This is a genomic window from Micromonospora sp. SYSU B005, assembly GCF_055362685.1.
The window spans coordinates 1-23,325 of record NZ_JAXCFU010000016.1 but is presented as its reverse complement, the minus strand read 5'-3'; the positions used below and the strand labels follow the sequence as shown (position 1 = coordinate 23,325).

The following is a 23,325-nucleotide window of genomic DNA, read 5'->3' as shown; positions in this document are numbered from 1 at the left end:
TGAACGGCAATGGATGCGGGCATCCCGTCTGCGTCATACGCCGCGCGTGCCGACGCCGTGTCCGGCGCCGGCACGTGTCGCCCGCGTGGTCAGCACCAGCCGTTGATCGGCCCGTTGACTCCGGTGGAGAGGTAGGCGTCGGACACCCAGCTTCCGTCGCTGAGCCGGTCCCACAGCGCCGTGGTGCCGTAGCGGCCGGTGTGCGAGGTGCCGTTGGCGGAGCAGGAGATGGTGACGGTGGCGCCGTCGGCCACCGACCCGAGGGCGCCGTACCCGGTGCCGGGGCCGGAGCGCCGGGTCAGCGAGCCGCCCCCGTTGGCGTCGACGACTCCCTGGTTGAAGCCGAGCGCGCCGTAGTTGTAGACGCCGCCACCGCCGCCGACGTAGGCGGATCCGTGCCGGGCGCCACCCTGGTACGCGGCCGCGCCGCTGACGAAGTCCCACTTGCCGATGCCGTGCCCGGCGATCGGCACGTACGCCGAGTTCTGCCGCAGCCCGAAGTGCACGTGCCGGCCCGTGGCGGAGCCGCCGCAGGTGACGTCGGTGCCGGTGTTGCCGAGGTACGCGCCCTGCGCGACGGCGGCGCCGTTGACGGAGATGCTGTTCCACAGGTGGTAGTAGTCGGTCGAGTAGCCCCGGTCGTGGATGACCCGGATCCACCCGGTGCACATCGTGTACGCCGTACCGGCCCGCGCGGCCCGGACCACCTGGTCGCCACCGGCGAGGTCGACCGAACTCCACGGCGCGGCCGCCCCGCCCCAGCCGTGCGGCCCGGAGGTCAGCGTCCACGTCTGCCCGACCGCGAACGGCAGCGCCATGCCGGTGCGGAAGTCCCCGCCCGCGGCCAGTGGCGCCACCGGCGTGCGGAACACGGCCTTCTCGTTCTCGCTCACCAGCGGTGACGCGGCGGCCAGGTCACCGAACGACGCCTCGCCGTCGAAGGCGACGGTCCAGCCCTTGCTGTCGGACCGGGCGAGGAAGACCGATCCGGTGGGGTGCGCGTCCTCGGACCGGTCGGCCAGCAGCACAGCGGTGCCGAAGGCCCACCGGCCGTTCGTGCGGGTGACGGTGATCCGGGCCTGCTGCGCGTCCGCCGCGCGGGCGGTGGCCGAGCCGGCCGAGCCGAGAAGCTTCGCGGTCACGGCGTCGGCGACGGGGCCCGGTGCCGGGCGAGGGGCGGCGGTCGCTGGCGCCGGGGCTACCGCCCAGGCGCCGATGGCCGCCAGGGCGCAGGAGAGCATGAGCCGTCGCATGGAGCCTCCTTATCGACATCTGTCACTGGATTGAGTGGCTATCGACGGTCGTGAAAGTTGTCTACGACTCTCGGCGCGACGGTGAAGGATCTGTGCATCGGGGCGTATCCGGAAGTGGATCTTCCGGTGGGTGGCGGGTTGATCCGCCGCCGACCGGGTAGATGAGCGGGATGCGAGTACCGACCCTGGTCAAGACTGCGGCAGCAGTCGCCGCGACCGCCGCCGCGGGCGCCGCCGCCACCTCCACCGGCACCTCGTCGCGCTGGTACCGCCGCCTGCGCAAGCCCGCCTGGCAGCCGCCGTCGGCCGCGTTCCCCCTGGTCTGGACCCCGCTGTACGGGCTGATCGCGGTGGCCGGCGCCCGCGCGCTGGACCGCTCCGAGGGGCCCGAGCGCGCCGCCTTCGCGCGCGGCTACGCGCTCAACCTGGCGCTCAACGCCGGCTGGAGCGCCCTGTTCTTCGGCGCCCGCAGGCCCGGAGCCGCGCTGGCCGAGATCGCCGCGCTCAACGTGTCCAACGTCGTGCTGCTGGGCCGCGCGGCGCGCACCGACCGTCCCGCCGGGGCGGCACTCGCCCCGTACGTCGCCTGGACCCTCTTCGCCACCGCCCTCAACGGCGCGATCGTCGGCCTCAACCGGGGGCGGTGACCGGATCAGGCCGGGTGGACGTCGGCGGGCGCCGGGCGGGTCGCACGCCACGACGCCAGGAGCCGTAGCCGGTCGGCGTCCGGGCTGCCCGGCTCGGCGGTGAAGACGAGTATGACCGGGCCGGGACTGCCCGGCAGCGGATAGGTGTCCCAGTCCAGGACGATGTCCCCCAGTCCGGGCACCCGGAACGTCTTGGTGCCGCTCACCGAGGCGCGGACGTCGTGCCGTGCCCAGAGCCGCCGGAACTCCGCGCTACGGATGCTCAGCTCGCCGACGACGGCCGTGGCGCGGGGATGGGTCGGGTCGTCGGCGACGGCGGCGCGCATCATGCCGATGTAGTCCAGCGCCTGCCGCTCCCAGTCCGGGCAGCTCCGTCCCCCGGTCAGCGCGTCGTCGAACATCAGCAGGAGCATGTTGAGCCGGCCGGGCGGGTAATCCGCCGGGTCACCGAGCAGCGCCTGCGCCATCGGATTCCAGTCGAGCAGGTCGAGATGCCGGCCGAGGACGACCGCCGGGGTGTCCATCACCCGCAGCAGCCGCCGGGTGCTGTCCGGCACCCGCTCCGGGCCGCGCTCGACGCGCGCGGGCACCGGCCGCCGGGCGGCCCGGGCCAGCGTGAACAGGTGCCGGCGTTCGGTGTCGTCCAGACCGAGGGCGCCCGCGATCGCGTCCAGGACGTCGTCCGAGGGGCGTACCTCCCGGCCCTGCTCCATCCGCTGGTAGTAGTCGGTGCTCAGCCCGGCCAGCAGGGCCAGTTCCTCCCGCCGCAGGCCGGTCACCTTGCGTCGGCCGCCCGGCTCCAGGCCGATGTCGCGGGGGCGAAGTCGGCCGCGCCGGGCGCGGAGGAAGGCGCCCAGCTCGCGGGCGTACGGATGCGGGCTGCTCATGCCGCCAGTCTGCCGCGACGCCGGGCGCCCAGGGTAGGTCCGGCGGACCTAGGCAACCGCGAACGACCGAGACCGGCCGGATCGCTCCTAGCGTCATCGCCGGACGCGAACCCCGCACCCGAGGAGCAGCAGATGACCGGATGGACCGCCGACCGCATCCCCGACCAGCGCGGCCGGGTCGCCGTCGTGACCGGCGCGAACTCGGGCCTCGGCCTGGTCACCGCCACCGAGTTGGCCCGCCGCGGCGCCCACGTCGTGCTGGCCGTGCGGAACACCGCCGCCGGCCGGCAGGCCGCCCGCCACATCGGCGGCGACACCGAGGTACGCGAGCTGGACCTGGCAAGCCTCGATTCGGTACGCGCGTTCGCCGCGAAGCTGACCGCCGACCATCCGACGATCGACCTGCTGGTCAACAACGCCGGTGTGGTGCTGCTCGGCCCGCGCCGTACCTCCGCCGACGGCTTCGAGCTCCAGTTCGCCACCAACACGCTGGGCCCCTATGCGCTGACCGGCCTGCTGCTGGACGCCCTGGCCGGGGCGCGGGCGGCGCGGGTGGTGAGCCTCAGCTCCCTCACCCACCGCAACGCGCGCCTCGACTTCGGCGACCTGATGTCCGAGCGCGACTACCGGGCCTCTGCCGCGTACGGCCGCTCGAAGCTCGCCACCACGGTCTTCGGCGTCGAGCTGGACCGCCGCCTGCGCGCGGCCGGGTCGCCGGTCGTCAGCGCGCTGGCGCATCCCGGTCTCACCCGCAGCAACCTCACGCCGCGTGCCTGGGAGCACCGGGGCCGGCTGGGACGGGTGATCGGGCGGCTCGGCCTGCTCGCCACCCAGCCGGTCGAGCGGGGCGTCCTTCCGCAGTTGCGGGCCGCGACCGACCCGGAGGTACGCGGCGGCCAGTTCTTCGGCCCGTCCCGGTTCTTCGAGACCTGGGGCCCGGTGACCGAGGCGCGGCTGAGCCGGCAGGCCGCCGACCCGGCCGTCGGGAAGCGCCTCTGGGCTGCGGCGGCGGAGCTGACCGGTGTTCGTTACCTCTGAACCGGCGGCGCGCAACGACGCGGCCGAGTGGGATTTTGCACTCCCAGTGCACTTGTCTCCGGTTTCGCCGCTGCCTAGCGTCAGGCCATGGCTGACTCGTGGACGTTCGCTGTGGCCCGTGACGACCTCGCTCGCACCACGCTCGTCGACGGCGCCGTGCCCGGCCTCGCCGACGGGGAGGCGCTGCTGCGCGTGGACCGCGTCGGCCTGACCGCCAACAACGTCACCTACGCGGTGCTCGGCGAGGCGATGCGCTACTGGGAGTTCTTCCCGCCGCAGCCGCGCGGGCTCGACGGCGGGTGGGGGCTCCCGCCACTGTGGGGCTTCGCCGAGGTCGTCGCGTCCACGGTGGCCGGCGTCGAGCCGGGGCAACGGGTCTACGGCTACCTGCCGCCCGCCGGCCACCTGGTGGTACGCCCGGACCGGGTGGACGCGTCCGGGTTCCGCGACGCGAGCCCGCACCGGGCCGAACTGCCCTCGCCGTACAACTCCTACCGGGCCACCGACGGCGACCCCGCCTACCGCGCGGAGCAGGAGGATCTGCTGATCCTGTTCCGGCCGCTGTTCTTCACCTCGTTCATGCTCGCCGACCAGGTGATCGACGAGGACGGCTACGGCGCGGCGGCGCTGGTGCTGTCGTCCGCGTCGAGCAAGACGGCGTACGCCGCCGCGTTCGAGCTGTACGGCCGCGGCCCGCGCCTGATCGGGCTCACTTCGCCCGGGAACCTCGCCTTCACCCGATCGCTGGGCTGCTACGACGAGGTTCTCTCCTACGACGAGTTCGGCGCGCTCGACGCCGTACCGACCGTCTACCTCGACCTGTCCGGCTCACCCACCACCCGTGCCGCCCTGCGTGGGCACCTCGGCGACCTGCTGGTCCGGGACATCGCCGTCGGCCTCACCCAGCAGACGCCCAACGCCGGGGCAGCCGGGGAGGTCTTCTTCGCGCCGGTGCGCATCCGCAAGCGGAGCCAGGACTGGGGTCGCGACGGCCTCGACGAGCGGTTCGCCGACGCCTGGCAGCGGTTCTCCCGGGTGGTGAGCGGATGGCTCGACGTGCGGGTCGGCACCGGCCCGGAGGCGCTGCGGGACGCGTGGCTCGACGTCCTCGCGGGCCGTACGCCGCCCCGGGTGGGGCACGTCGTCCAGCTCTGAGAACGTCGCCGATTTCGACCGTGACGGGCCCGGTCGGCCGATGCGCGCTAGGCTGTCGATACGGGGTACCGGCGGCTGATCGCCGACCCCTTGCTTTTCCCACGGTTTCCCAGCCGCGATGACTGAGTCGAGCGCTGCCGTGCAGATTCCCTTGGAGCACCTCGTGCCCGACAATACGTTCGCCTTGAATCCCTTCCGTGCGGAGAGGTTCGGGGTCACCGACGACGAGCGCAGTCCGATCGCGGACATCAGCGCCGAATCCATGACCCGCCTGCGGAGCCCGTTCACCGCAGAGCGCTTCGCTCGCGAGTCGGCCGGCGAGCCGGCCCGGCGCTAGGCCGTCATCCAGGGTGACGGACGCAGAGACCTACCTCTGAATCGGGTCGTGGGCGGGCACCACGTGCATCTGGTCCGCCAGGGCGATGACGCGCCGCTCGGCGGTCCGACCGCGGGACCGCTGATCGGCGAGGTGACCGAGATGACCGAGATCCAGCTGGCCGACGTCTTCGTGGAGATGGCCGACACTCTGGTCGACGACTTCGACGTGATCGAGTTCCTGCAGGGGCTGACCGAGAGGTGTGTCGAGCTGCTGGATGTGTCGGCGGCCGGGCTGCTCCTGACCGACAAGCGCGCCACGTTGCGGGTGGTCGCCGCCTCCTCCGAACGCACCCGGCAGCTGGAGCTGTTCCAGCTCCAGACCGGCCAGGGGCCCTGCCTCGACTGCTTCACCTCCGGGCAACCGGTGTCGGTCGCCGACCTGACCCTGACCGCCGCCCGATGGCCGAGGTTCAGCGCCGCCGCGGCCGAGGTCGGATTCGCTGCGGTGCACGCCCTGCCCATGCGCCTGCGTTCCGAGGTGATCGGCGCGCTGAGCCTCTTCGACGTCCGGCCGGGAGCTGTCGACCAGGGCAGGCTCCGCATCGCCCGGGCGCTCGCCGACGTGGCCACCATCGGACTGCTGCAACACCGTGCCATCCACGAGCGCGACATCGTCACCGAGCAGCTGCAGACCGCCCTGAACAGCCGTGTGCTGATCGAACAGGCCAAGGGCATTCTGGCCGAGCGCCTCCAGGTGGACGTCGGCCAGGCCTTCGCGATGTTGCGCGACGGCGCCCGCAGCCGCAACCGGCGGCTGTCCGAACTGGCCCAGGCGATCGTCGACGGCTCCGAGCAGCTCGCGCCGGTACCGGTCGCCGACAAGTCCGACTGACGACCGGTTCGACACCTGAGGGTGCTTCGCCGGGCCGCCCGGGTTTCGGCCGGGGGGATGAAGGCGTACGGTGACGGTGTCGCCCGGGTCCCCGGTGGCCGCCAGTCTCGCCGCCACCAGCCCGTTAGGGGCACAGGACAATGGTCACCACAATCGTGACACCGCCGGCCGTGCCGTCCCCTCCGACAGTGACCCCGGCAACGGGGGCGAGTGAACAGCTGTTGCGTCGACGCGCGGCCCTGAGCCCCGAAGATCCCGACCGGGCCCGGCTGCGAGCCCGGATCATCGAGGCGAACCTGCCGATGGCGGACCGGCTGGCCCGCCGCTACACCGGCCGCGGAGAGTCATACGAGGATCTGGCTCAGGTCGGCGCGCTCGGTCTGATCAAAGCCGTCGACGGTTACGACACCGACCTGGGCGCGCCGTTCGCCGGCTACGCCATCCCGACCATCCTCGGCGGCATCCGACGACACTTCCGCGATTCGGCCTGGGCGATCCGGCCCCCGCGATCGATGCAGGAACTGAGCGCCCGGGTGCCGGAGGCGCGGAGCAAGCTCGGGCAGCGGCACGGTCGCGAACCAACCGACGCAGAGCTCGCCGACCACCTGGAGGTGACTGTCCCCCAGATCGTGGCCGCTGTCACCGCCTTCGACTTCTATCGTCTGCAGTCGGTGAACGAGCCACGGCCCGGGGGCAACGGTGTCGAGCGGATCGCACACGTCGGCGCCGCCGATCCGGGATACGCGGCAGTGGACGACCACCTCACCCTCCGAGGACTCCTCGCGGCGCTTCCCCTACGTGAACGTCGGATCCTGACCATGCGGTTCTACGGTGACCTGACCCAGGCAGAGATCGCCGCCCGGGTCGGGCTGTCGCAGATGCACGTCTCCAGGCTGCTGACGCGCTCTCTGGCCCAGCTGAGAGCCGGGATGCTCCGCTGAGCGGTCGCCGGCCGGGCTCTGACGGTACGTGTTCGGCCAGAGGGGTAGTTCCGACATCTTGGACGTACCGATCGGTCAGGCCGCGGGTAGGCTCAGGATGTCGTCCCGGACCCCGACGGCTCCCGGTTCGCGTTGTTCGCGCACCACCGCCGAGATGAGGTCCACCATGACCAGGTTCGCCGACTCCACCCGCTCCGCCACCGTGCGGTCCACACCTGAGATCAACAACCGGCCCCGTCCGGTGCCGCGCGTCCGCGCCCCGGGATCGCTGGTCGCGATCACGGCCTTCGCCGTGGTGCTGCTCCTGCTTCTGATCTTCATCCTGCAGAACGGTCAACGCACGACCGTGCACTTCTTCGGTGCGAGCGGGGAGCTCCCGATGGGGGTCGCGCTGCTGCTGGCCGCGGTGTTCGGCGTGCTACTGGTGACCGTCCAGACCACCACGCGACGCGTCATCCAGCTGCGGCTGGCGACCCGCAGGCGCCGCGCCACCCCCGGCACCCGTCCAGACCTCGCCGGCACCGACCCGGACGCCGGCGTACGAGAGGGACGGAACTGATGGTCCGCTCAGCCCAGGACCGCATGACGTGGGTCTGCACCAGTGACCTGCCGACGGCACGCCTGCGGCTGGCCGATCCACCGTCCAGCCGCGCGATGTTCGACGGCGGTTGGTGGCCCACGTCACGAGACCCGGTCGTCGAACTGTCCAGCCTGATCACCGCGCTCGCCGCCCGAGGCGACGGCGTGATCGAACGGGTCATGCTTCCGCCGGCGGCCTGGGACAGCCATCCGACGCGGATCGGTGTCGGCGGCACCGTGGTGCGGGTGGGCTGGTTCGCCACCCTCGACGCCGAGCGGGTGATCCTGACAGGCACGCCGAATCTGCGGATCGACCTGGCCGTGACAGCGCCGGTCCGGGCCTGAACGCCTGGGCCAGCCCGGCCCGAGGGCGGGCCATGACCGTTCCGCACCGCTTCACAAGGGGGTACCGATGAGGATCGCCAGATACCGGATCGCTGCGGCGCTGCGCGAGCGCGGGCAGAAGGTCAGGGCCGAATGGGTCGAGCGGGAACTGCCGGAGCTGGTGGATTCCGACCAGCACGCCGGGCTGCTCGCCACCCTGCGTCTCGATCCGGCCGACCTCGCCGCCACCCGGTCCTGGTGAGGGTTGCCCTGCTCGGGCCGATCGCCTGGCGGACACCCCCGCACCACTACGGTCCCTGGGAGCAGGTGACCGGGCTGCTCGCCGAAGGGCTGGTCACTCGCGGCGTGGACGTGACCCTCTTCGCGACACTCGACTCCGTCACGTCCGCCGCCCTCGACGGCGTGTGCCCCCGTGGCTACGCCGACGACCCGGGAATGGACGGGCGGGTGTGGGAGGCGATGCACGTGTCCCACGCGATGGCCCGTTCCGGCCGGTTCGACCTGGTGCACAGTCATCTCGACTGGCTGCCGCTGGCGTTCGCCGAACACTGTCGTGCTCCGCTGCTCACCACCGTGCACGGCTTCTCCGGCGCGGGCATCCTCCCCGCGTACGCCCGGGCCCGCTCGTCCTACGTGTCGATCTCCGACGCCGACCGGAGCGCGGAACTCGACTACGTCGCCACGGTGTACCACGGTGTCGACCTCACCGGGCTGCCGTTGAGGCGGGAGGCGGGCCCGGGACTGGCCGCCTTCGGCCGGATCCATCCGGACAAGGGCATCCACACCGCCATCGAGATCGCCCGCCGCGCCGGACGGCCGCTGACCATCTGCGGCATCGTGCAGGACGAGCGGTACTTCGCCGAACAGGTGGCCCCGCACATCGACGGCGACCAGGTCGTCTTCCTCGGCTCGGTCGGCCCGAAACGACGTGCGGAGGTGCTGGGCGCGAGCGCCGCGCTGCTGCACCCGATCGCCTTCGACGAGCCGTTCGGGCTGTCCGTGGTGGAGTCGATGGCCTGCGGCACGCCTGTCGTCGCGTACGCGCGAGGATCCATGCCGGAGGTGGTCGACGAAGGGCTGACGGGCTTCCTCGTGCACACCGTCGAGCAGGCGGTCGACGCCGTCACCCGGGCTGCCGAGCTGGACCGGGCCGCCTGTGGGGCGCGGGCCCGGGAGCGCTTCGGCGGCGACCGGATGGCCACCGAATACCTTGCCGTCTACGACGACCTCATCCGTCGACCGAGACGCTGAACCTGCCGGGGGCGCCCCGCGCCGGGCAGCTCCCGAATCCGTTCCGCCGGCCACACACGCTGGCCGGCGTACGCCGATACCGCGTGAGGCTCGTCCCCGTACCCCGGAGGTGGCCGACAACCGGAAGGCCCGACACCCATGCCCAGCTACGGATTTCTCAGCACCCACCCGCCGACACGGTGTGGACTGGCCACCTTCAACTCCACCCTCGCCGCCCACCTGACCGCCGACGGCACGCGCGGTGGCATCGTCCGGGTCACCGACCGCGGCGACGACCAGCGGGCCGGGCCCGGGGTCGTGCACACCTGGTCGACGTGCACCCAGGCCGGCTGGCGGGACGCCGCAGCCGCCCTGAACGCCTTCGACGTGGCCGTCGTGCAGCACGAGTACGGCATCTACCCCGGGGCCGACGGCGAGGACGTCCTGCCGGTGTTGCGCCGGCTCACCGTGCCCAGCATCGTGGTCCTGCACACCGTGCTCCGCCGTCCGACCGCCCGGCAGAAGTCCCTGCTTGAGCAGATCGTCGCCGCCGCCGGAGCGGTCGTCACGATGACCGGCACGGCTCGCGACCGGCTGCTCGTCGGCTACTCCGTACGGCCGGAGAAGGTCACTGTCATCCCGCACGGCGCCGCCGAGCACGTCCGCGTGCCCGCCGACCGCCGTACCCGCCCACACCTGCTGACCTGGGGACTGCTCGGCCCCGGCAAGGGCGTCGAGTGGTCGTTGCAGGCGCTCGCGCGGTTGCAGGACCTCGACCCGACCCCCACCTACACCGTCGCGGGCCGGACCCACCCGAAGGTGGTCGAGCAACACGGGGAGGCGTACCGGTCGGGACTGCACCGGCTCGGCGCGCAGCTCGGCATCGCCCACGCCGTGGACTACCAGGACGTCTACCACGACCAAGCCGCCCTCGGCCGGTTGATCCGCTCCGCCGATGTGGTCGTGCTGCCCTACGACTCCCGCGAACAGGTCACCTCAGGTGTGCTGGTCGAGGCGGTGGCCGCCGGGGTGCCCGTCGTGGCCACCGCCTTCCCGCACGCCGTCGAACTGCTCACCGGCGGCCCCGGTCTGGTCGTACCCCATCGGGATCCGGCGGCGCTGGCCGCCGCGATCCGGCGGATCCTCAGCGAACCGGGCCTGGCGGCCCGGCTGGCCGGCCGCGTCCGCCCGATCGCCTCGGACCTGCGCTGGCCGGCGGTGGCGGCCCGCTACGGCGCCCTCGCCGAACGGCTCGTCGCCGCCCGCCTTACCGCGGCCAGTGCGGCATAGGCGTGACCGCGACCACTGGTCTGTCCAGCGTGCCGGAAACCGGCCGCCGGCAGCCGACGCCCCGGCCGAGCTTCGCGCACCTGATTCGGTTGAGTGACGACACCGGGCTGTTCGAACACGCCCGGCACGCCATCGTCCGGCGCGAGCACGGTTACTGCACCGACGATGTCGCCCGCGGCCTGGTTGTCACCAGCCGCGAACCGGAGCCGGCCGAGGAGGTGCTGCGGCTCGCCGAGCGCTACCTCGCCTTCCTGACCCACGCCCAGGACGTCGGCGGCGCCTTTCACAACCGGCTCGGGCACGACCGGCGCTGGACCGACGAGGCCGGCCTCGGCGACTGGTGGGGCCGGGCGCTGTGGGGGCTCGGCACCGCCGCTGCCCGCAGTCCCGCCGCCTGGATCCGGGAGGAGGCACTCGTCGCCTTCAGCCGGGGCGCCAACCGGCGCTCCCCGGCGCCGCACACGATGGCCTTCGCCGGGCTCGGCGCGGTCGAGGTGCTTCGCCGCCACCCCGCCCACGCTGCCGCTGCCGCGCTGCTGACGGACGCCGCGACGACGATCGGCCGCCCCGGATCCGACCCGCGGTGGCCCTGGCCGCAGCAAGGGCTGACCTACGCCAGCGCGGCCCTCGCGGAGGTCGTCGTCGCCGCCAGCCAGCTGCGTCACGGCGGTCCCTCCCTCGACGACGGGCTACGGATGCTGGCCTGGCTGCGTGAGGTCCAACTGCGCGACGGGCGGCTGTCGGTCATACCCGCCGGCGGGTGGCAGCGCGGCGCGGCGCGGTTGCGCCACGACCAGCAACCGATCGAGGTCGCCGCCTTCGCCGACGCCTGCGCCACGGCCGCCGAGGTCACCGGCGATCCCGGTTGGGAGGCCGGGATACGGCAGGCGGTGGGGTGGTTCCTCGGTGAGAACGACACCGGCACGCGGATGTGGGATCCGGCGACCGGCGGCGCCTACGACGGTCTGACCACGCACGGGCCGAACGCCAACCAGGGCGCCGAGTCGACCCTCGCGCTGATCTCCACCCTGCAGCACGCCCGGCGGTGGTCGTGACCGGGAGCCTGGCCGTCCGGCAGGACGTCGTCCTCACCCCGGACCCACGCCGGGTGATTCTCAAACTCTTCGTCCCGGGCGAGGACGCCGCCCTGGTACGCAGCCGCGCGAGGGCGCTCATCGACCGCGTCGCGCACCTCGACGAGGAGGAGACCGGCCGTCTGTTGCGGGGCACCTTCGAGCGCTTCGGAGCTCGGCACCGGGATCTGGACGGCCGGCTTCACCACCACTACGACCTGGTGCGGCACCGCGCCGCCCGGGCCTGGGACCTTTCCCCCGCCGCCCGTCTCCTGGTCGGCGCCTACTTCAGTCACGAGTACGCGGTCGAGTCCGCCGCGCTGTGCAACCCGTCGATGGTGGTCCACCCCGATCAGACCGGTCTGAGCGCCGGGCAGGTACGCGCCGCGGTCAGCCTGCGCCAGATCGGCGAGGGCCACCTGTCGTCCATCGGCTTCGCCACCGCCGTCCTCGGACCCGGACGCCGACTGACAGTCGCCGAACGCTCGGGTCCGCTCGTGGTGGGGCAGCGGACCGGCGTACGGCACCGGCGGGACCTCCTGGCCGCCGGCCTGGCCGAGGTGGACTGCGACAACGAGATCACCGCCACCGTGCTGGACGCCCTGCCCGAACGGTACGACGAGGCCACCTTCGAGCGGGTGCTCGGCGACCTGCCACCGGACCTGCTGTCCCGCAGTGGCGGGATGGCCAGTCTCGAACAACTGCGCCGCACCAACGCCGCCGGCTACGCCACCGCCTTCCCCGCCGACACCGCCCTGCATCAACGGGTGCTCTGGCCGGCCACGCCGGCGGAGAGCAACGGCATGGAGGACGCCCGGTTCGTGCGGTTCACCGACGAGAACGGACCGGTGTACCGGGCCACCTACACCGCCTACGACGGCCGGCGCATCGCCACCCGCGCGCTGGCCAGCACCGACCTGCGCCGATTCGAGGTCACCCCGATGCGCGGGCCGGGCGTCCGCAACAAGGGCGTCGCGCTGTTCCCCCGTACCGTCGGCGGCCGGCACCTCGCCCTGTGCCGCGCCGACGGCGAGACCATCGGCCTGACCTGTCTGAACGGCGAGAACCGGTGGCAGGAACCGGTGCCGCTGCACGCCCCCCGGGACAGCTGGGAGCTGATCCAGGTCGGCAACTGCGGGTCGCCCATCGAGACCGACGACGGCTGGCTGGTGCTCACCCACGGCGTCGGCCCGATGCGCCGCTACGCCATCGGCGCGCTCCTGCTGGACCTGCGCCGGCCGGAGCGGGTCGTCGCACGGCTTCCCGGCGCGCTCCTGTCACCCGACGAGGCAGACCGGGACGGATACGTACCGAACGTCGTCTACTCCTGCGGCGGGCTCGTCCACGCAGGCGAGCTGTGGCTGCCGTACGGGGCGAGCGACGCCCGGGTCGGCTTCGCCACCGTGCCGCTGGCCGTGCTCATCGGGGCGATGGTGCGATCGCCGCACGGCCCCTCCGCCCAGGCGGCGGAGTAGACGAAGGACGCGCCCGCTCCAGGCCCCGGCGCGGCGTCGACGCTTCCCGGGCGCGGGATCGACCGGTGGTCAGCGGTTGAGGTAGGCGGCCAGGCCGCCGAGTTCCTCGTTGGCGATGAAGACCGAACGCACGTTGATGATTGCCTCCTCGACGTGGAGCGGACAGCCCCACGCCGAGTCGCCCCACGAGTCAGCGATCTTGATCTCGGCGGGTGCCGTGCAGCCGTCGCCGCCGCCGAGCTGACACCGCTCGGGGCGCGGAGTGGCGGCCTGCGCGGCGGCGGCGGCGCGCAGCCGGGCGGTGAGTTCCGCCGCCGCGGCGGCGCGCTGTTCCGCCTCGGCGCGTAGTTCCCGCTCCGCCCGCACCACCCGGGCCAGCTCGTCGTGGGCGGCCCGGGCGCGGGCGTCCGCGTCGGCCTTCGCCTGTTCGATGTGGTGGCGTTCGATGGCCAGGGCGGCGGTGCCGGTGAAGACCCGGGCGAGCGCCAGGTCGGCGTCGCGCGGGACGCGCGGGGTGCGGTGGTACATGGCGAATGTGCCGAGCAGGCCGCCGTCACGGGCCAGGATCGGCGTGGACCAGCAGGCGGCCAGCCCGGCCCGCTCGGCCAGGTCGCGGAAGTCGGCCCAGAACGGGTCGGTGGCGATGTCGGTGACGACGACCGGTTCCCGCCGGTGCGCGGCGGTGCCGCACGAGCCGACACCCTCACCGGTGGCGATCCCGTCGATGGCCTGGTTGTAGAAGTCGGGCAGGCTGGGCGCGGCGCCGTGGCGCAGGTGCCGGCCGTCGGCGTCGGCGAGCAGGACGGAGACGAGCACCTCCTGCGGCGCGAGGTTCTCGATGCAGCGGGCCATCCCGTCGAGCACCTCGGCCAGCGGCGCCTGCCGGGCGATCTGCTCCAGCATGGCGCGGTGCTCGGCCATCAGCCGTTGCGCGTGCTTGACCTGCGTGGTCTCCACGCCGATCACGCGGATCCCGGTCACCGTGCCGTCGGCGTCGCGGCGTGCCTCGTAGGTGAAGTCGAAGAACGCCTCCCGCGCCTGCGACCCGGTGCCCAGCATGATCCGGGCGTCGTGGCCGGTGTACGACTCGCCAGTGCGGTAGACCTCGTCCAGCAGGGCGATGAAGCCCTGGCCGTCGAGTTCGGGCATCAGCTCGGCGAGCGCGACCCCGGTACGGGCCCGTTCCTCGCCGATGGCGGTGAAGAACGCCGGGTTCGCCGCCTCCACCACGTGCGTCGGCCCGGCGAGCGCGGCGAAGACGGCGATGGACTTGCCGAACAGCGTCCGCAGATCCTCGTCCGCGGGCCGCCCGGCGACCGGCGAACCCGCCGTAGGCAGGTGCTGGCCTGGTAGCGCCGTCATGCCTGGTCTTCCTCCCACGCCCGCCTCGTCGACCGTCGCCAGATTACGGGGCAGTGGCCGGCGTTCACATCTTGGCATCGACGCCCGCCTCCGTTACCGTCGTGGGAACGCTCCCATGAACTTAGATACATCTATTTGATCAGGAGGAAACACGACGTGGCTATCCTCTCATCCCGCCGCAGTTCAGCGGCCATCAGCGTGGCCGCGGTCGCGGGGCTCGCCGCGGCCGGCGTCGGTCTCGCCGTCGGCGGCGCGTCCGCCGGCACCGTGTCCGGATCGCTCTACCGCGACCCGTCCTCGGCGGTCGTCCGCTGGGTCGCCGCCAACCCCGGCGACTCGCGCGCCGCCGTCATCCGCGACAAGATCGCGAGCCAGCCGCAGGCCCGCTGGTACGCCAACTTCAACCCGTCGACCATCCAGTCCGAGGTCTCCGCGTTCATCGGCGCCGCCAACTCGGCGCAGCAGATCCCGGTGCTGTCGGTATACGAGATCACCAACCGGGACTGCGGCGGCGCGAGCGCCGGCGGGGCGCCGGACCTCAACCAGTACCAGACCTGGGTGTCCAACTTCGCCCGCGGACTCGGCAACCAGACCGTCCTGATCATCCTGGAGACCGACTCGCTCGCGCTCCAGACCTGCCTGAGCACCGGTGAGCTGAACGCCCGCAACCAGGCGCTCACCACGGCGACCCAGACCATCAAGTCGGCCAACCCCAACGCCAAGGTGTACCTCGACGGCGGCCACTCGACTTGGAACAGCGCCAACGACACTGCGAACCGGCTCCGCGCGGCCGGCGTGCAGTACGCCGACGGCTTCTTCACCAACGTGTCGAACTTCAACCCCACCTCCAGCGAGGCGAACTTCGGCCGGGCGGTCATCTCCGCGCTCAACGGCATGGGCATCTCCGGCAAGCGGCAGGTCATCGACACCAGCCGCAACGGGGGAGCCGCCGGTGACTGGTGCGCCGACGACAACACCGACCGGCGCATCGGGCAGTACCCGACGACGAACACCGGCGACGCCAACATCGACGCGTACCTCTGGGTGAAGCCCCCGGGTGAGGCCGACGGCTGCCGCTACACGGCCGGTTCGTTCCAGCCGGACCTGGCCTTCAGCCTCGCGAACGGCGCGCCGAACCCGCCCACCACCGCGCCGCCGACGACCAACCCGCCGACGACCGCTCCGCCGACCACGGCCCCGCCGACGACCGCGCCGCCCACCACGGCGCCGCCGACCACGCCGCCGCCGGCCGGTAACGGCTGCTCCGCGTCGGTCGCGATCAACCAGTGGAACGGCGGCTTCACCGCCAGCGTGAACGTCACCGCCGGCTCCGCGGCCATCAACGGCTGGACCGTGACCGTCGCGCTGCCCGGCGGCGCCGCGATCACCGGCACCTGGAACGCCCAGGCCAGCGGCACCAGCGGCACCGTCCGGTTCACGAACGTGGGCTACAACGGGCAGGTCGGCGCCGGCCAGACGACCAACTTCGGTTTCCAGGGCACCGGCACCGGCCAGGGCGCTACCGCCACCTGCGCAGCCTGACCGGAACCGATCCCGGGGCCCGGCGCGGAGGATCGCTCTCCGCGCCGGGCCTCTCGTCGTCAGCCCTGGCCCTCCGCCGCCGTCCACAGCGGAATCGGATCGTGGGCGCGGACGTCGTGGGCCGGCACCACGTGCATCAGGTCGGCCAGGGCGATGATGCGCTGAAGGCCCTCCCGGACCCGCGTCGCGTCCACGTCCGCCAGCATCCGTAGCAGCGCCGGACGCTCCGCCCGGAGCGTCACACCCTCCATCTGCCACGTCAGGTCGCCGATGAAGGCGTATCGGCTGCCGTCGGGGAGGTTGACGAAGACCACTACCGAGCCGTCCGTGTGGCCGCCCGCCTCCACGATCACCACCGAACCGTCGCCGTGGACGTCGTGGCTGGCGGGGAAGCCGAGGTAGGGCGGCCCGTCGAACGTGTAGTGGTGGATCCGGCGGTGGCTCGCGACCTCCCGGAACACGGCGGCGTCGGTGGCCCGGTCGACGTACCGGCCCTCCGCGGGGTTCAGCCAGATGGGCACGTCGAGGTCGGCCAGGCCGCTGACGTGATCCCAGTGGGCGTGCGTGATGACGACGCCCCGCAGCCGTGCCATGTCGTAGTCCCGCGCCCGCAACTGCTCCCGGACCGTCGCGCCGACTTCGTGCGGGGTGCGCCGGTAGGACGGCATGGCCGCGATGTGCGCCTCGACGTCCGCGCCGAACCCGGCGTCGATCAGCAGGTCACCGCGCGGGTGCCGGACGAGCACGGCGGTGGCGGCGAACCGTCGCCGGTCGCCGAACGCGCCGCCGCGGTAGGCCAGGAAAGCCCGATTCTCGTACGTCCCGGTGGGCAGTTGGTAGATCGCCATCTCGGGTGGCGGTGCGGCGTCGGGCAGCGGACCCGTCCACGGTTCCGGCCCCGGAAGGGGCGCGGGCCGGAACGACCGGACGGTGACCAGCGCGGCGGCCACAGCGGCGAGCGCGACAGCGCTCCACACGTAGATCATCTGTCGTGCCTCTTCGCGTTTCTCACCGGTCGATTCGACAGCCGGTGGCGCGTCGGCGTCCAACACCTGATCTGCGGCGGCAATACCTTGAGGGTATGGTCCCTCCGGTGGTGGACATGCGCTCTCTGGGCTACTTCGTCGCGGTGGCCGAGGAGCTCAACGTGGGCCGCGCCGCGGCCCGCCTGCACATCTCGCAGCCGCCCCTGAGCCGGGCGATCCAGCGCCTGGAGGTCGAACTCGGCGTCGAGTTGTTCACCCGCTCGGTCCGGGGCATGACGCTGACGCCGGCCGGTCAGGTGCTGCTCCCGGAGGCGCGCGAGCTGCTCGCCCGGATCGAGTCCCTGCCGTCGCTCGTCGCTCCGGCGGCCGAGCCGCGCACCATCACCATCGGGACGCTCGCGGACAGCGTGGACCGGGCCGGCGGCACCCTGATCGACGCCTTCCGCTCCCGGTACCCGGGCGTCGAGATCCGCGTCGTCGAGGGCGACCTCACCGACCCCACGGTGGGCGTCGACCGCGGTCTGGTCGACGTCGCGCTCACCCGGGGGCCGTTCACCGCCGGCGAGGTCGCCGTTGCCGAACTCCGCCGGGATCCGGTCGGGGTCGTCCTGCGTGCGAGCGACCCGCTCGCGTCCCGGGACCGGGTGCGGCTCGACGAGCTGCGGGACCGCCGCTGGTTCCGCGTCCCGGACACCGTCGACCCCGTGTGGCGGGACTACTGGACCGGTGGTCGCGCACCCGCGGACGGCACCGACACGGTGGTGCGGACCGTCCGCGAGTGCATCCAGGCGGTCCTGTGGTCGGACTCGATCGGGCTGGCCCCGCTCGCCATCACTCCGGTCCCCGGCATCGTCGTCGTCCCGGTGGACGGCGTGGTGCCGAGCCCGCTCGTCGTGGCGTGGCGGCGCCGCGACCGCAGGTCACTCGTGCACGGCTTCGTCGACGTCGCCACCGCCCGGTGAGCACCTCACCGGGCGGGGGCGGCCGGAGTCACGCGGCGACGAACCGCCGCGCCCTCGTCAGGTTGCGCGCCAACTCCTCGCGGTTCTGGTGCGCGTGGCGGAGCCACGCCGGCTGACCCGGGCCGGTACGCCAGGACTCACTCAGCGGACTGTTGTCCACTGTGTCGAAGCCGAACCGGTCGTAGAGCCGTGTCACCAGCTCGACCGCCTCCGGGTGGTCGCTGGAGACGGACAGCGCCAGCCGGTCCGGCGCGCCGGCGGGCCGGGCCGAGGTGAGCAGCCGTGGCGCCTGGATGTGGGTGAACGCCTTCGCGACCTTCGACGTGGGGAGCTGTTCCTGGCGCAGCTCGTGGACCGTCTTCTCGCCCGAGTCGAGGACCGGGATGTTCCCGTCCCGCCAGACCATGTAGTTGTTCGTGTCCAGCACGACCTTGCCGGCCAGCTCCTCGACCGGCATGTCGTTCACGACCTTGAGTGGCACGGCGACGATCGCGAAGTCGCCCGCTGCCGCCGCCTCCGCGGCGTACGCCGCCCGCGCCGACGGCCCGAGTTCGGCCACGAGGTCCGTCAGCGTGTGCGGTCCCCGCGAGTTGGCGATCACGACCGTGTACCCGGCCGCTACCGCCGCGCGGGCGAGCTGGCTGCCGACCTCGCCCGCGCCGATGATGCCGATGGATGTCATCGTCGGTGGTCCGTCAGCGGGCGGCGGTGAGCTGCCGCAGCATCTCGGCCGAGTCGTGCAGCGCGGTCATCTGCACGAACCGCCCGTCGCTGACCTTGTAGATGGCGTACTCGACGATTTCGAACGAGGCGCCGGAGGGCGGCACGCCCAGCCACTCCTTCACCGGCGTGCCGTAGTTGATCGCGCGTACGGCGATCCGGTCGCGGTCGAACAGCAGTTCCTTGACCTCCCAGCGGAGGTCCGGAACGGCGTCCACGTCGTGCTTCTGCACCGCGAGCACGTCGTCCCGGGTGCCCGGCTCGCCGTTCAGCATCACCGTGTCGTTGATGAACTCGTCCATGCCGTCGAACTCGTGGGCGTTCAGTGCGGCGACGTAGCGCAGGTACCAGTCGCGGAGATCGTGCTGAGTCATGTCACTCTTCCTCTGCTGTGCGGATGATGTGCGGATGCGGTCGGGGCGGACGGTTACCAGCTCAGGGGCCCGAGGTCGTCCTGGAGGGTTCCGGTCGGGCCGTCGGGGGGAAGCGTCGCCAGGCGTACGACGGTCCGGGCGCTCTCCGCCGGGGTCCTGCCGCCGCCGATCGCGGCGGTCAGGTCGGTGGCGGTGTAGCCCGGCTCGACCGCGTTGAACCTGATTCCCGGCTGGGACTTGGCGTACTGGAGGGTGATCATCGTGGCGGCGGACTTCGACGCCGAGTAGAGCGGTGACGTCAGGTGGTACTCCGGCCGGTCGGGGTTGGTGACCGCCCAGAAGGAGCCGGCGCTGCTCGACACCGTGACCACTCTCGGATTGGACGACCGGCGCAGCAGCGGCAGCGCCGCCTCCGTGACCCGGACGATCCCGACCACGTTGGTGTCGAAGACGCGCAGGGCGGTCGGCCCGTCGACGACGCCGTTCTCGGCGATGCCGGCGTTGTTGACGAGGACGTCCAGCCGCCCCTCGTCGGCGTCGATGGTCGCCAGCGCCTTCGTGACCGAGTCGTCGTCGGTCACGTCGAGCGGCACGAACCGTGCCCCCAGAGCCGAGGCGGCCTCCTCGCCCCGCCCGGTGTCGCGCGCTCCGACGTAGACGACGTGCCCCAGGTCGAGAAGCTGTCTGGCGGTCGCGAAACCGATGCCCTTGTTCGCGCCGGTGATCAACGTGACGGTCATGCTGTTCCCTCGTATTCCCAGTTTTGTACTGATCGGTTCGTGGACCACGGTAACAGCTTTCTGTACCGATCGGTTCGTGGGCTGGGTCACTTCTGTACCGAGCGGTATAGTCGAGGCATGAGCGCTGAGACTCCGACCCCGGGACGGCCGCGGGCCTTCGACGAGCAGACGGTCCTCGACCGGGCCGCCGAGGTCTTCTGGCAGCAGGGCTACGAGGGTGCGTCGTTGAGCTCACTCACCAGGGCGATGGGCATCAACCGGCCCAGCCTCTACGCCGCGTTCGGCAGCAAGGAGGAGCTGTTCAGGCGGGCCTTCGACCGCTACCACGAGACCAACCTCGCGAACGCGCGCGCCGCCCTCGACCAGCCGACCGCGTACGCCGCGATCGAAGCCTTCCTGCGCGCCAGCGCCGACAACCTGACCGCCGGCGGCCACCCCGCCGGCTGTCTCTCCATCCAGGGCGGCCTGGCCTGCTCCCCGGAGAACGCCCGCATCTCCGAGATCCTCGCCGCCGGCCGGGCGGCCACCGAGGCCGCGCTCGAAGAGCGGCTGTCCCGCGCGGCGAAGGAGGGGGACCTCCCGGACGGCCTGGACAGTCGGGCGCTCGCTCGTTTCGTGATGGCGCTCAGCGAGGGTCACGCCGTCCACGCCGCGGCCGGCGCGAGCTGCGAGGACCTCCAGGCATCCGTCGACGTCGCCATGCGAGCGGTCGCGGCACTCCATCCCGGTTCCGGAGGGTAACCGTCCGGATTCACTCAGCTACTTCTCGGGTGGCGTTGGTAGCTTCCCCGCTCGACGGCTTCCATCATGGACGCCGTTGATCTCGTTGTGGCACAAGGGTTTGAACCTGACCGGCGGCAGCCACGACGTGGAGGACGTACGACGAGGGATCGGCGTAGTGCCGAGGAAAGCGGCGGGGACTGCTCTGTCCGGGCGGGCTGACGGCGGAGCGGGTCAGTCGGCCTGGGCCGGGGTGTCCGGCGTGGACCTGGGGCGGCGCTTGCGTGGTGCGGCCGAGCGGGGCGGCAGCGCGCGCATGTGGTCGCGTACCCGGGTCATGATGTCGCCGAGGTGACGCACGTCGTCGTCGGAGAGCGGGTTGAACAGCAGCAGCCGCGACACCTCGATGTGGCCGGGCAGGATCCGGCGGAACAGGGCGGCGCCCGCGTCGGTCAGGGCGACGAGGGTGGCTCGTTCGTCACCGGGAAAGCTGCTGCGAGTGATCAGGCCGGCCTTCTCCAGCAGTCCGGCCTGATATGTCAGCCCACTGCGGCTGTAGACGACGCCGTCGGCGAGCTGGGTCATGGTCAGCGGCGTCTCGGACCGCGCGAGGTTGGCCAGCAGTTGGAACTGCACGTAGCTGATGCCGCCCTCGGTGCGTAGCTGCTGCTCGACGTGGTGTTGCAGCAGGCTGACGGCCTCCAGGAGCGCGAAGTAGGTCTGCAGCTGTTCGGGGTGCAGCGGTGGCACCCCGTCGTCGCTGCCGTCCCCCGCCGTGCGGGTGGATGTCATGTGCGCACCTTACCTGCTTCGAACTCGCAGCATTGTGAGTGGTGTCACTCCTCACGTGGCTTTGCTTCGAACTCGAAGCGACCTAGTGTCGAGTCATGCTTCGAGTTCGAAGCGGTTACCCGAGGAGGACACCATGAAGGCAGTGCGCTACCACTCCCACGGCGGCAGCGACGTGCTCACCTATGAGGACACCGAACGGCCGGTGGCGGGAGCCGGAGAGGTGGTCGTCCAGGTGGCCGGCACCTCGTTCAACCCGGTGGACGTGGCGATCCGCGCCGGCTACCTGCGGGACGTCTTCCCGCTGACCTTCCCCACACGCCGAACTTCGACGTCGCCGGAACCATCACCGAGGTAGGCGAGGGCGCCGGCAACTGGAACGTCGGTGACGCGGTCCTGGCGTTTGCGCCGATGGCCGCGCCGGGAGCGGCCGCCGAGTACGCGGTCGTCCCCGCCGAAGCGCTTGCCGCCGCGCCGCGTACCGGCGAACTCGCCGACGCTGCGGCCCTGCCCTCCGCCGGCCTGACGGCCTGGCAGTCGCTGTTCGAGCACGCCGGCCTGACCAGCGGGCAGCGCATCGTCGTCAACGGTGCGGGTGGCGCGGTCGGCGGATACGCCGTCCAGTTGGCCGAGCAGGCCGGTGCCGAGGTGACCGCAACCGCCAGTGCGCGCAGCCGCGACCGGCTGCTCTCCTACGGTGCCGACCGGATCGTCGACCACACCACCACCGCGCTCACCGACGCCGTGGCGGGCGAACGGTTCGACGTGGTGCTGAACCTGGCGCCCATCACTCCCGCACAGGGCGTCGAACTCGTGGATCTGGTCGCCGACGGCGGCGCCTTCGTGAGCACCACCGCTCCGGGCCCGGAGCAGCCCGGACGCGGCATCCGCACGGTACGGGTCTTCGTCCGCAGCGACGCCGCCCAACTCGCCCAGCTGGTGGCCCGCGTCGACGCCGGTGACCTGCGCATCGACGTCGGCCAGCGGCGGGCCCTGCGCGAGTTGGCCGCCGTGCACGACGAGTCGGAGGCCGGTCGGCTGGCCGGCAAGACCGTCCTCATTCCCTGAGTCAGCCGCCCCCCTTCGCGGGGCGTCTGCCACCACCCACCCCCCTGCACGGAGGACAGATCACGATGACGACCGCATTCGAACCCGTCAGCCTCGCCGGCACCAAGCTGAGCAACCGGATCGCGATGGCGCCGATGACCCGCAGCCGCGCCTACGGCCCGGGCGCCGCGCCGACCGCCGACACCGCCACCTACTACGCCCAGCGCGCCTCCGCCGGTCTGATCATCACCGAGGGCATCCAGCCCTCGGTGATCGGCCAGGGCTACCCCAGCACCCCGGGCCTGCACAGTGCCGAACAGGTAGCGGCGTGGCGTCAGGTCACCGACGCCGTCCACGCCCAGGGCGGGGTCATCTTCGCCCAGCTCATGCACACCGGCCGGATCGGTCACCCCAGCCTGCTGCCCGAGGGCCTCGTCCCGGTCGGTGCGTCACCGGTCGCCGCCGCCGGAAAGGTGTTCACCGCGCAGGGCCCACAGGACTTCGTCACGCCCCGCGAGCTGACCGACGCGGAGATCCTCACGACCATCGGCGATTTCGCCGCCGCTGCCCGCAACGCCGTTACCGCCGGGTTCGACGGCGTGGAGGTGCACGGCGCCAACGGCTACCTGCTGCACCAGTTCCTCTCCACCAATGCCAACCGGCGCAGCGACCGCTGGGGTGGCACGGTCGCCGGCCGTAGCCGGCTGACCGTCGACGTCGTCCGCGCGGTCGCCGACGCGATCGGCGCCCACCGGACCGGACTGAGGATCTCTCCCGCCAACCCGTTCAACGACATCACCGAGGACGCACACCAGCACACCTACACCGCGCTGGCCGACACCCTCAACCCGCTCGGCCTGGCCTACCTGCACATCGCCGAGGCCGACGACCGCGACCTCACCCGCGAGCTGCGCCGCCGGTGGGACGGCCCGCTGATCCTCAACCCGTTCACGCCCGGAA

General features: G+C 72.2%; 27 protein-coding genes. 19 read left to right on the top strand and 8 right to left on the bottom strand.

Translation table 11 applies throughout. The features are described from left to right. Positions 1 to 89: 89 nt before the first annotated feature. Positions 90 to 1,253: a M23 family metallopeptidase gene (locus SM452_RS26410; RefSeq protein ID WP_463840925.1), complete on the bottom strand. Its 1,164-nt coding sequence runs from the start codon at positions 1,251 to 1,253 to the stop codon at positions 90 to 92. Between the two features lie 170 nt (positions 1,254 to 1,423). On the opposite strand from SM452_RS26410, the gene SM452_RS26405 reads away from it, so the two are divergent. After that, positions 1,424 to 1,900, top strand: a complete 477-nt coding sequence (locus tag SM452_RS26405; protein ID WP_151010867.1) for a TspO/MBR family protein — start codon at positions 1,424 to 1,426, stop codon at positions 1,898 to 1,900. Between the two features lie 5 nt (positions 1,901 to 1,905). Here SM452_RS26405 and SM452_RS26400 read toward each other — a convergent pair whose 3' ends face one another. Further along, positions 1,906 to 2,787 (bottom strand): helix-turn-helix transcriptional regulator, encoded by an 882-nt coding sequence (locus tag SM452_RS26400; protein ID WP_355510279.1) that lies wholly within the window; start codon positions 2,785 to 2,787, stop codon positions 1,906 to 1,908. Positions 2,788 to 2,919: 132 nt separating this feature from the next. On the opposite strand from SM452_RS26400, the gene SM452_RS26395 reads away from it, so the two are divergent. From SM452_RS26395 to SM452_RS26340, 12 genes are all read left to right on the top strand, one after another. Then, positions 2,920 to 3,825, top strand: coding sequence for an oxidoreductase (locus SM452_RS26395; RefSeq protein WP_463840924.1), 906 nt, complete (start codon positions 2,920 to 2,922; stop codon positions 3,823 to 3,825). Between the two features lie 87 nt (positions 3,826 to 3,912). Further along, a complete protein-coding gene (locus SM452_RS26390) occupies positions 3,913 to 4,980 on the top strand; it encodes a DUF2855 family protein (protein WP_355510276.1) in 1,068 nt (355 codons plus the stop codon). Positions 4,981 to 5,098: 118 nt separating this feature from the next. Beyond that, positions 5,099 to 5,317, top strand: a complete 219-nt coding sequence (locus SM452_RS26385) for a hypothetical protein (RefSeq protein WP_244253947.1) — start codon at positions 5,099 to 5,101, stop codon at positions 5,315 to 5,317. Positions 5,318 to 5,365: 48 nt separating this feature from the next. Next, a complete protein-coding gene (locus tag SM452_RS26380; protein WP_355510272.1) occupies positions 5,366 to 6,190 on the top strand; it encodes a GAF and ANTAR domain-containing protein in 825 nt (274 codons plus the stop codon). A gap of 188 nt (positions 6,191 to 6,378) precedes the next feature. Next, positions 6,379 to 7,131 (top strand): SigB/SigF/SigG family RNA polymerase sigma factor, encoded by a 753-nt coding sequence (locus SM452_RS26375; protein ID WP_262012729.1) that lies wholly within the window; start codon positions 6,379 to 6,381, stop codon positions 7,129 to 7,131. 166 nt (positions 7,132 to 7,297) lie between these two features. Next, a complete protein-coding gene (locus SM452_RS26370) occupies positions 7,298 to 7,690 on the top strand; it encodes a LapA family protein (protein ID WP_262012728.1) in 393 nt (130 codons plus the stop codon). After that, positions 7,690 to 8,055 carry a DUF5994 family protein gene (locus SM452_RS26365; RefSeq protein WP_262012727.1) on the top strand — a complete coding sequence of 122 codons (366 nt, stop codon included), beginning with the start codon at positions 7,690 to 7,692 and terminating at the stop codon, positions 8,053 to 8,055. The genes SM452_RS26370 and SM452_RS26365 overlap by 1 nt, the downstream gene beginning before the upstream one ends. Positions 8,056 to 8,122: 67 nt before the next feature. Beyond that, positions 8,123 to 8,296, top strand: a complete 174-nt coding sequence (locus tag SM452_RS26360; protein WP_262012726.1) for a hypothetical protein — start codon at positions 8,123 to 8,125, stop codon at positions 8,294 to 8,296. Continuing rightward, positions 8,293 to 9,306 carry a glycosyltransferase family 4 protein gene (locus SM452_RS26355; RefSeq protein WP_463840923.1) on the top strand — a complete coding sequence of 338 codons (1,014 nt, stop codon included), beginning with the start codon at positions 8,293 to 8,295 and terminating at the stop codon, positions 9,304 to 9,306. The genes SM452_RS26360 and SM452_RS26355 overlap by 4 nt, the downstream gene beginning before the upstream one ends. Positions 9,307 to 9,444: 138 nt before the next feature. Beyond that, the gene (locus tag SM452_RS26350) at positions 9,445 to 10,575 is read left to right on the top strand and encodes a glycosyltransferase (protein WP_355510264.1); all 1,131 of its coding nucleotides are present in this window, start codon (positions 9,445 to 9,447) and stop codon (positions 10,573 to 10,575) included. A gap of 2 nt (positions 10,576 to 10,577) precedes the next feature. Then, positions 10,578 to 11,630: a glycosyltransferase gene (locus SM452_RS26345; RefSeq protein ID WP_355510261.1), complete on the top strand. Its 1,053-nt coding sequence runs from the start codon at positions 10,578 to 10,580 to the stop codon at positions 11,628 to 11,630. Continuing rightward, positions 11,627 to 13,123, top strand: a complete 1,497-nt coding sequence (locus SM452_RS26340) for a glycoside hydrolase family 130 protein (RefSeq protein ID WP_463840922.1) — start codon at positions 11,627 to 11,629, stop codon at positions 13,121 to 13,123. Before SM452_RS26345 ends, SM452_RS26340 begins: the two co-directional genes overlap by 4 nt. Before the next feature lie 69 nt (positions 13,124 to 13,192). Here SM452_RS26340 and SM452_RS26335 read toward each other — a convergent pair whose 3' ends face one another. Continuing rightward, positions 13,193 to 14,485 carry a GAF domain-containing protein gene (locus SM452_RS26335; protein WP_355510257.1) on the bottom strand — a complete coding sequence of 431 codons (1,293 nt, stop codon included), beginning with the start codon at positions 14,483 to 14,485 and terminating at the stop codon, positions 13,193 to 13,195. A gap of 156 nt (positions 14,486 to 14,641) precedes the next feature. Here SM452_RS26335 and SM452_RS26330 point away from each other — a divergent pair, with 156 nt between their 5' ends. Beyond that, entirely contained in the window at positions 14,642 to 16,027 is a 1,386-nt protein-coding gene (locus SM452_RS26330; protein ID WP_262012720.1) for a glycoside hydrolase family 6 protein, read from the top strand. A 59-nt stretch (positions 16,028 to 16,086) separates the two neighbouring features. Here the strand turns inward: SM452_RS26330 and SM452_RS26325 are convergent, their stop codons facing one another. After that, positions 16,087 to 17,013, bottom strand: a complete 927-nt coding sequence (locus SM452_RS26325) for an MBL fold metallo-hydrolase (RefSeq protein WP_463840921.1) — start codon at positions 17,011 to 17,013, stop codon at positions 16,087 to 16,089. A 95-nt stretch (positions 17,014 to 17,108) separates the two neighbouring features. Between SM452_RS26325 and SM452_RS26320 the strand changes: the two genes are divergently transcribed. Continuing rightward, positions 17,109 to 17,975 carry a LysR family transcriptional regulator gene (locus SM452_RS26320; RefSeq protein WP_463840920.1) on the top strand — a complete coding sequence of 289 codons (867 nt, stop codon included), beginning with the start codon at positions 17,109 to 17,111 and terminating at the stop codon, positions 17,973 to 17,975. Positions 17,976 to 18,003: 28 nt separating this feature from the next. Here the strand turns inward: SM452_RS26320 and SM452_RS26315 are convergent, their stop codons facing one another. From SM452_RS26315 to SM452_RS26305, 3 genes are read right to left on the bottom strand one after another with little or no spacing between them, the layout of a single operon-like run. After that, a complete protein-coding gene (locus SM452_RS26315) occupies positions 18,004 to 18,657 on the bottom strand; it encodes an NADPH-dependent F420 reductase (RefSeq protein WP_262012717.1) in 654 nt (217 codons plus the stop codon). A 13-nt stretch (positions 18,658 to 18,670) separates the two neighbouring features. Then, positions 18,671 to 19,069, bottom strand: a complete 399-nt coding sequence (locus SM452_RS26310; RefSeq protein ID WP_262012716.1) for an ester cyclase — start codon at positions 19,067 to 19,069, stop codon at positions 18,671 to 18,673. A 53-nt stretch (positions 19,070 to 19,122) separates the two neighbouring features. Further along, positions 19,123 to 19,809 carry an SDR family NAD(P)-dependent oxidoreductase gene (locus SM452_RS26305; protein ID WP_463840919.1) on the bottom strand — a complete coding sequence of 229 codons (687 nt, stop codon included), beginning with the start codon at positions 19,807 to 19,809 and terminating at the stop codon, positions 19,123 to 19,125. A gap of 117 nt (positions 19,810 to 19,926) precedes the next feature. On the opposite strand from SM452_RS26305, the gene SM452_RS26300 reads away from it, so the two are divergent. After that, complete coding sequence (locus SM452_RS26300; protein WP_463840918.1) at positions 19,927 to 20,550, top strand: TetR/AcrR family transcriptional regulator; 624 nt, start codon at positions 19,927 to 19,929, stop codon at positions 20,548 to 20,550. A 213-nt stretch (positions 20,551 to 20,763) separates the two neighbouring features. Here SM452_RS26300 and SM452_RS26295 read toward each other — a convergent pair whose 3' ends face one another. After that, entirely contained in the window at positions 20,764 to 21,321 is a 558-nt protein-coding gene (locus SM452_RS26295) for a MarR family winged helix-turn-helix transcriptional regulator (RefSeq protein WP_262012712.1), read from the bottom strand. A gap of 133 nt (positions 21,322 to 21,454) precedes the next feature. Here SM452_RS26295 and SM452_RS26290 point away from each other — a divergent pair, with 133 nt between their 5' ends. From SM452_RS26290 to SM452_RS26280, 3 genes are all read left to right on the top strand, one after another. Continuing rightward, entirely contained in the window at positions 21,455 to 21,676 is a 222-nt protein-coding gene (locus SM452_RS26290) for a hypothetical protein (protein ID WP_463840917.1), read from the top strand. After that, positions 21,664 to 22,386, top strand: a complete 723-nt coding sequence (locus tag SM452_RS26285; protein WP_463840956.1) for a zinc-binding dehydrogenase — start codon at positions 21,664 to 21,666, stop codon at positions 22,384 to 22,386. Before SM452_RS26290 ends, SM452_RS26285 begins: the two co-directional genes overlap by 13 nt. A 65-nt stretch (positions 22,387 to 22,451) precedes the next feature. Further along, positions 22,452 to 23,325 (top strand): alkene reductase (locus tag SM452_RS26280; RefSeq protein WP_463840916.1); only part of this gene is annotated, 874 nt, incomplete at its 3' end.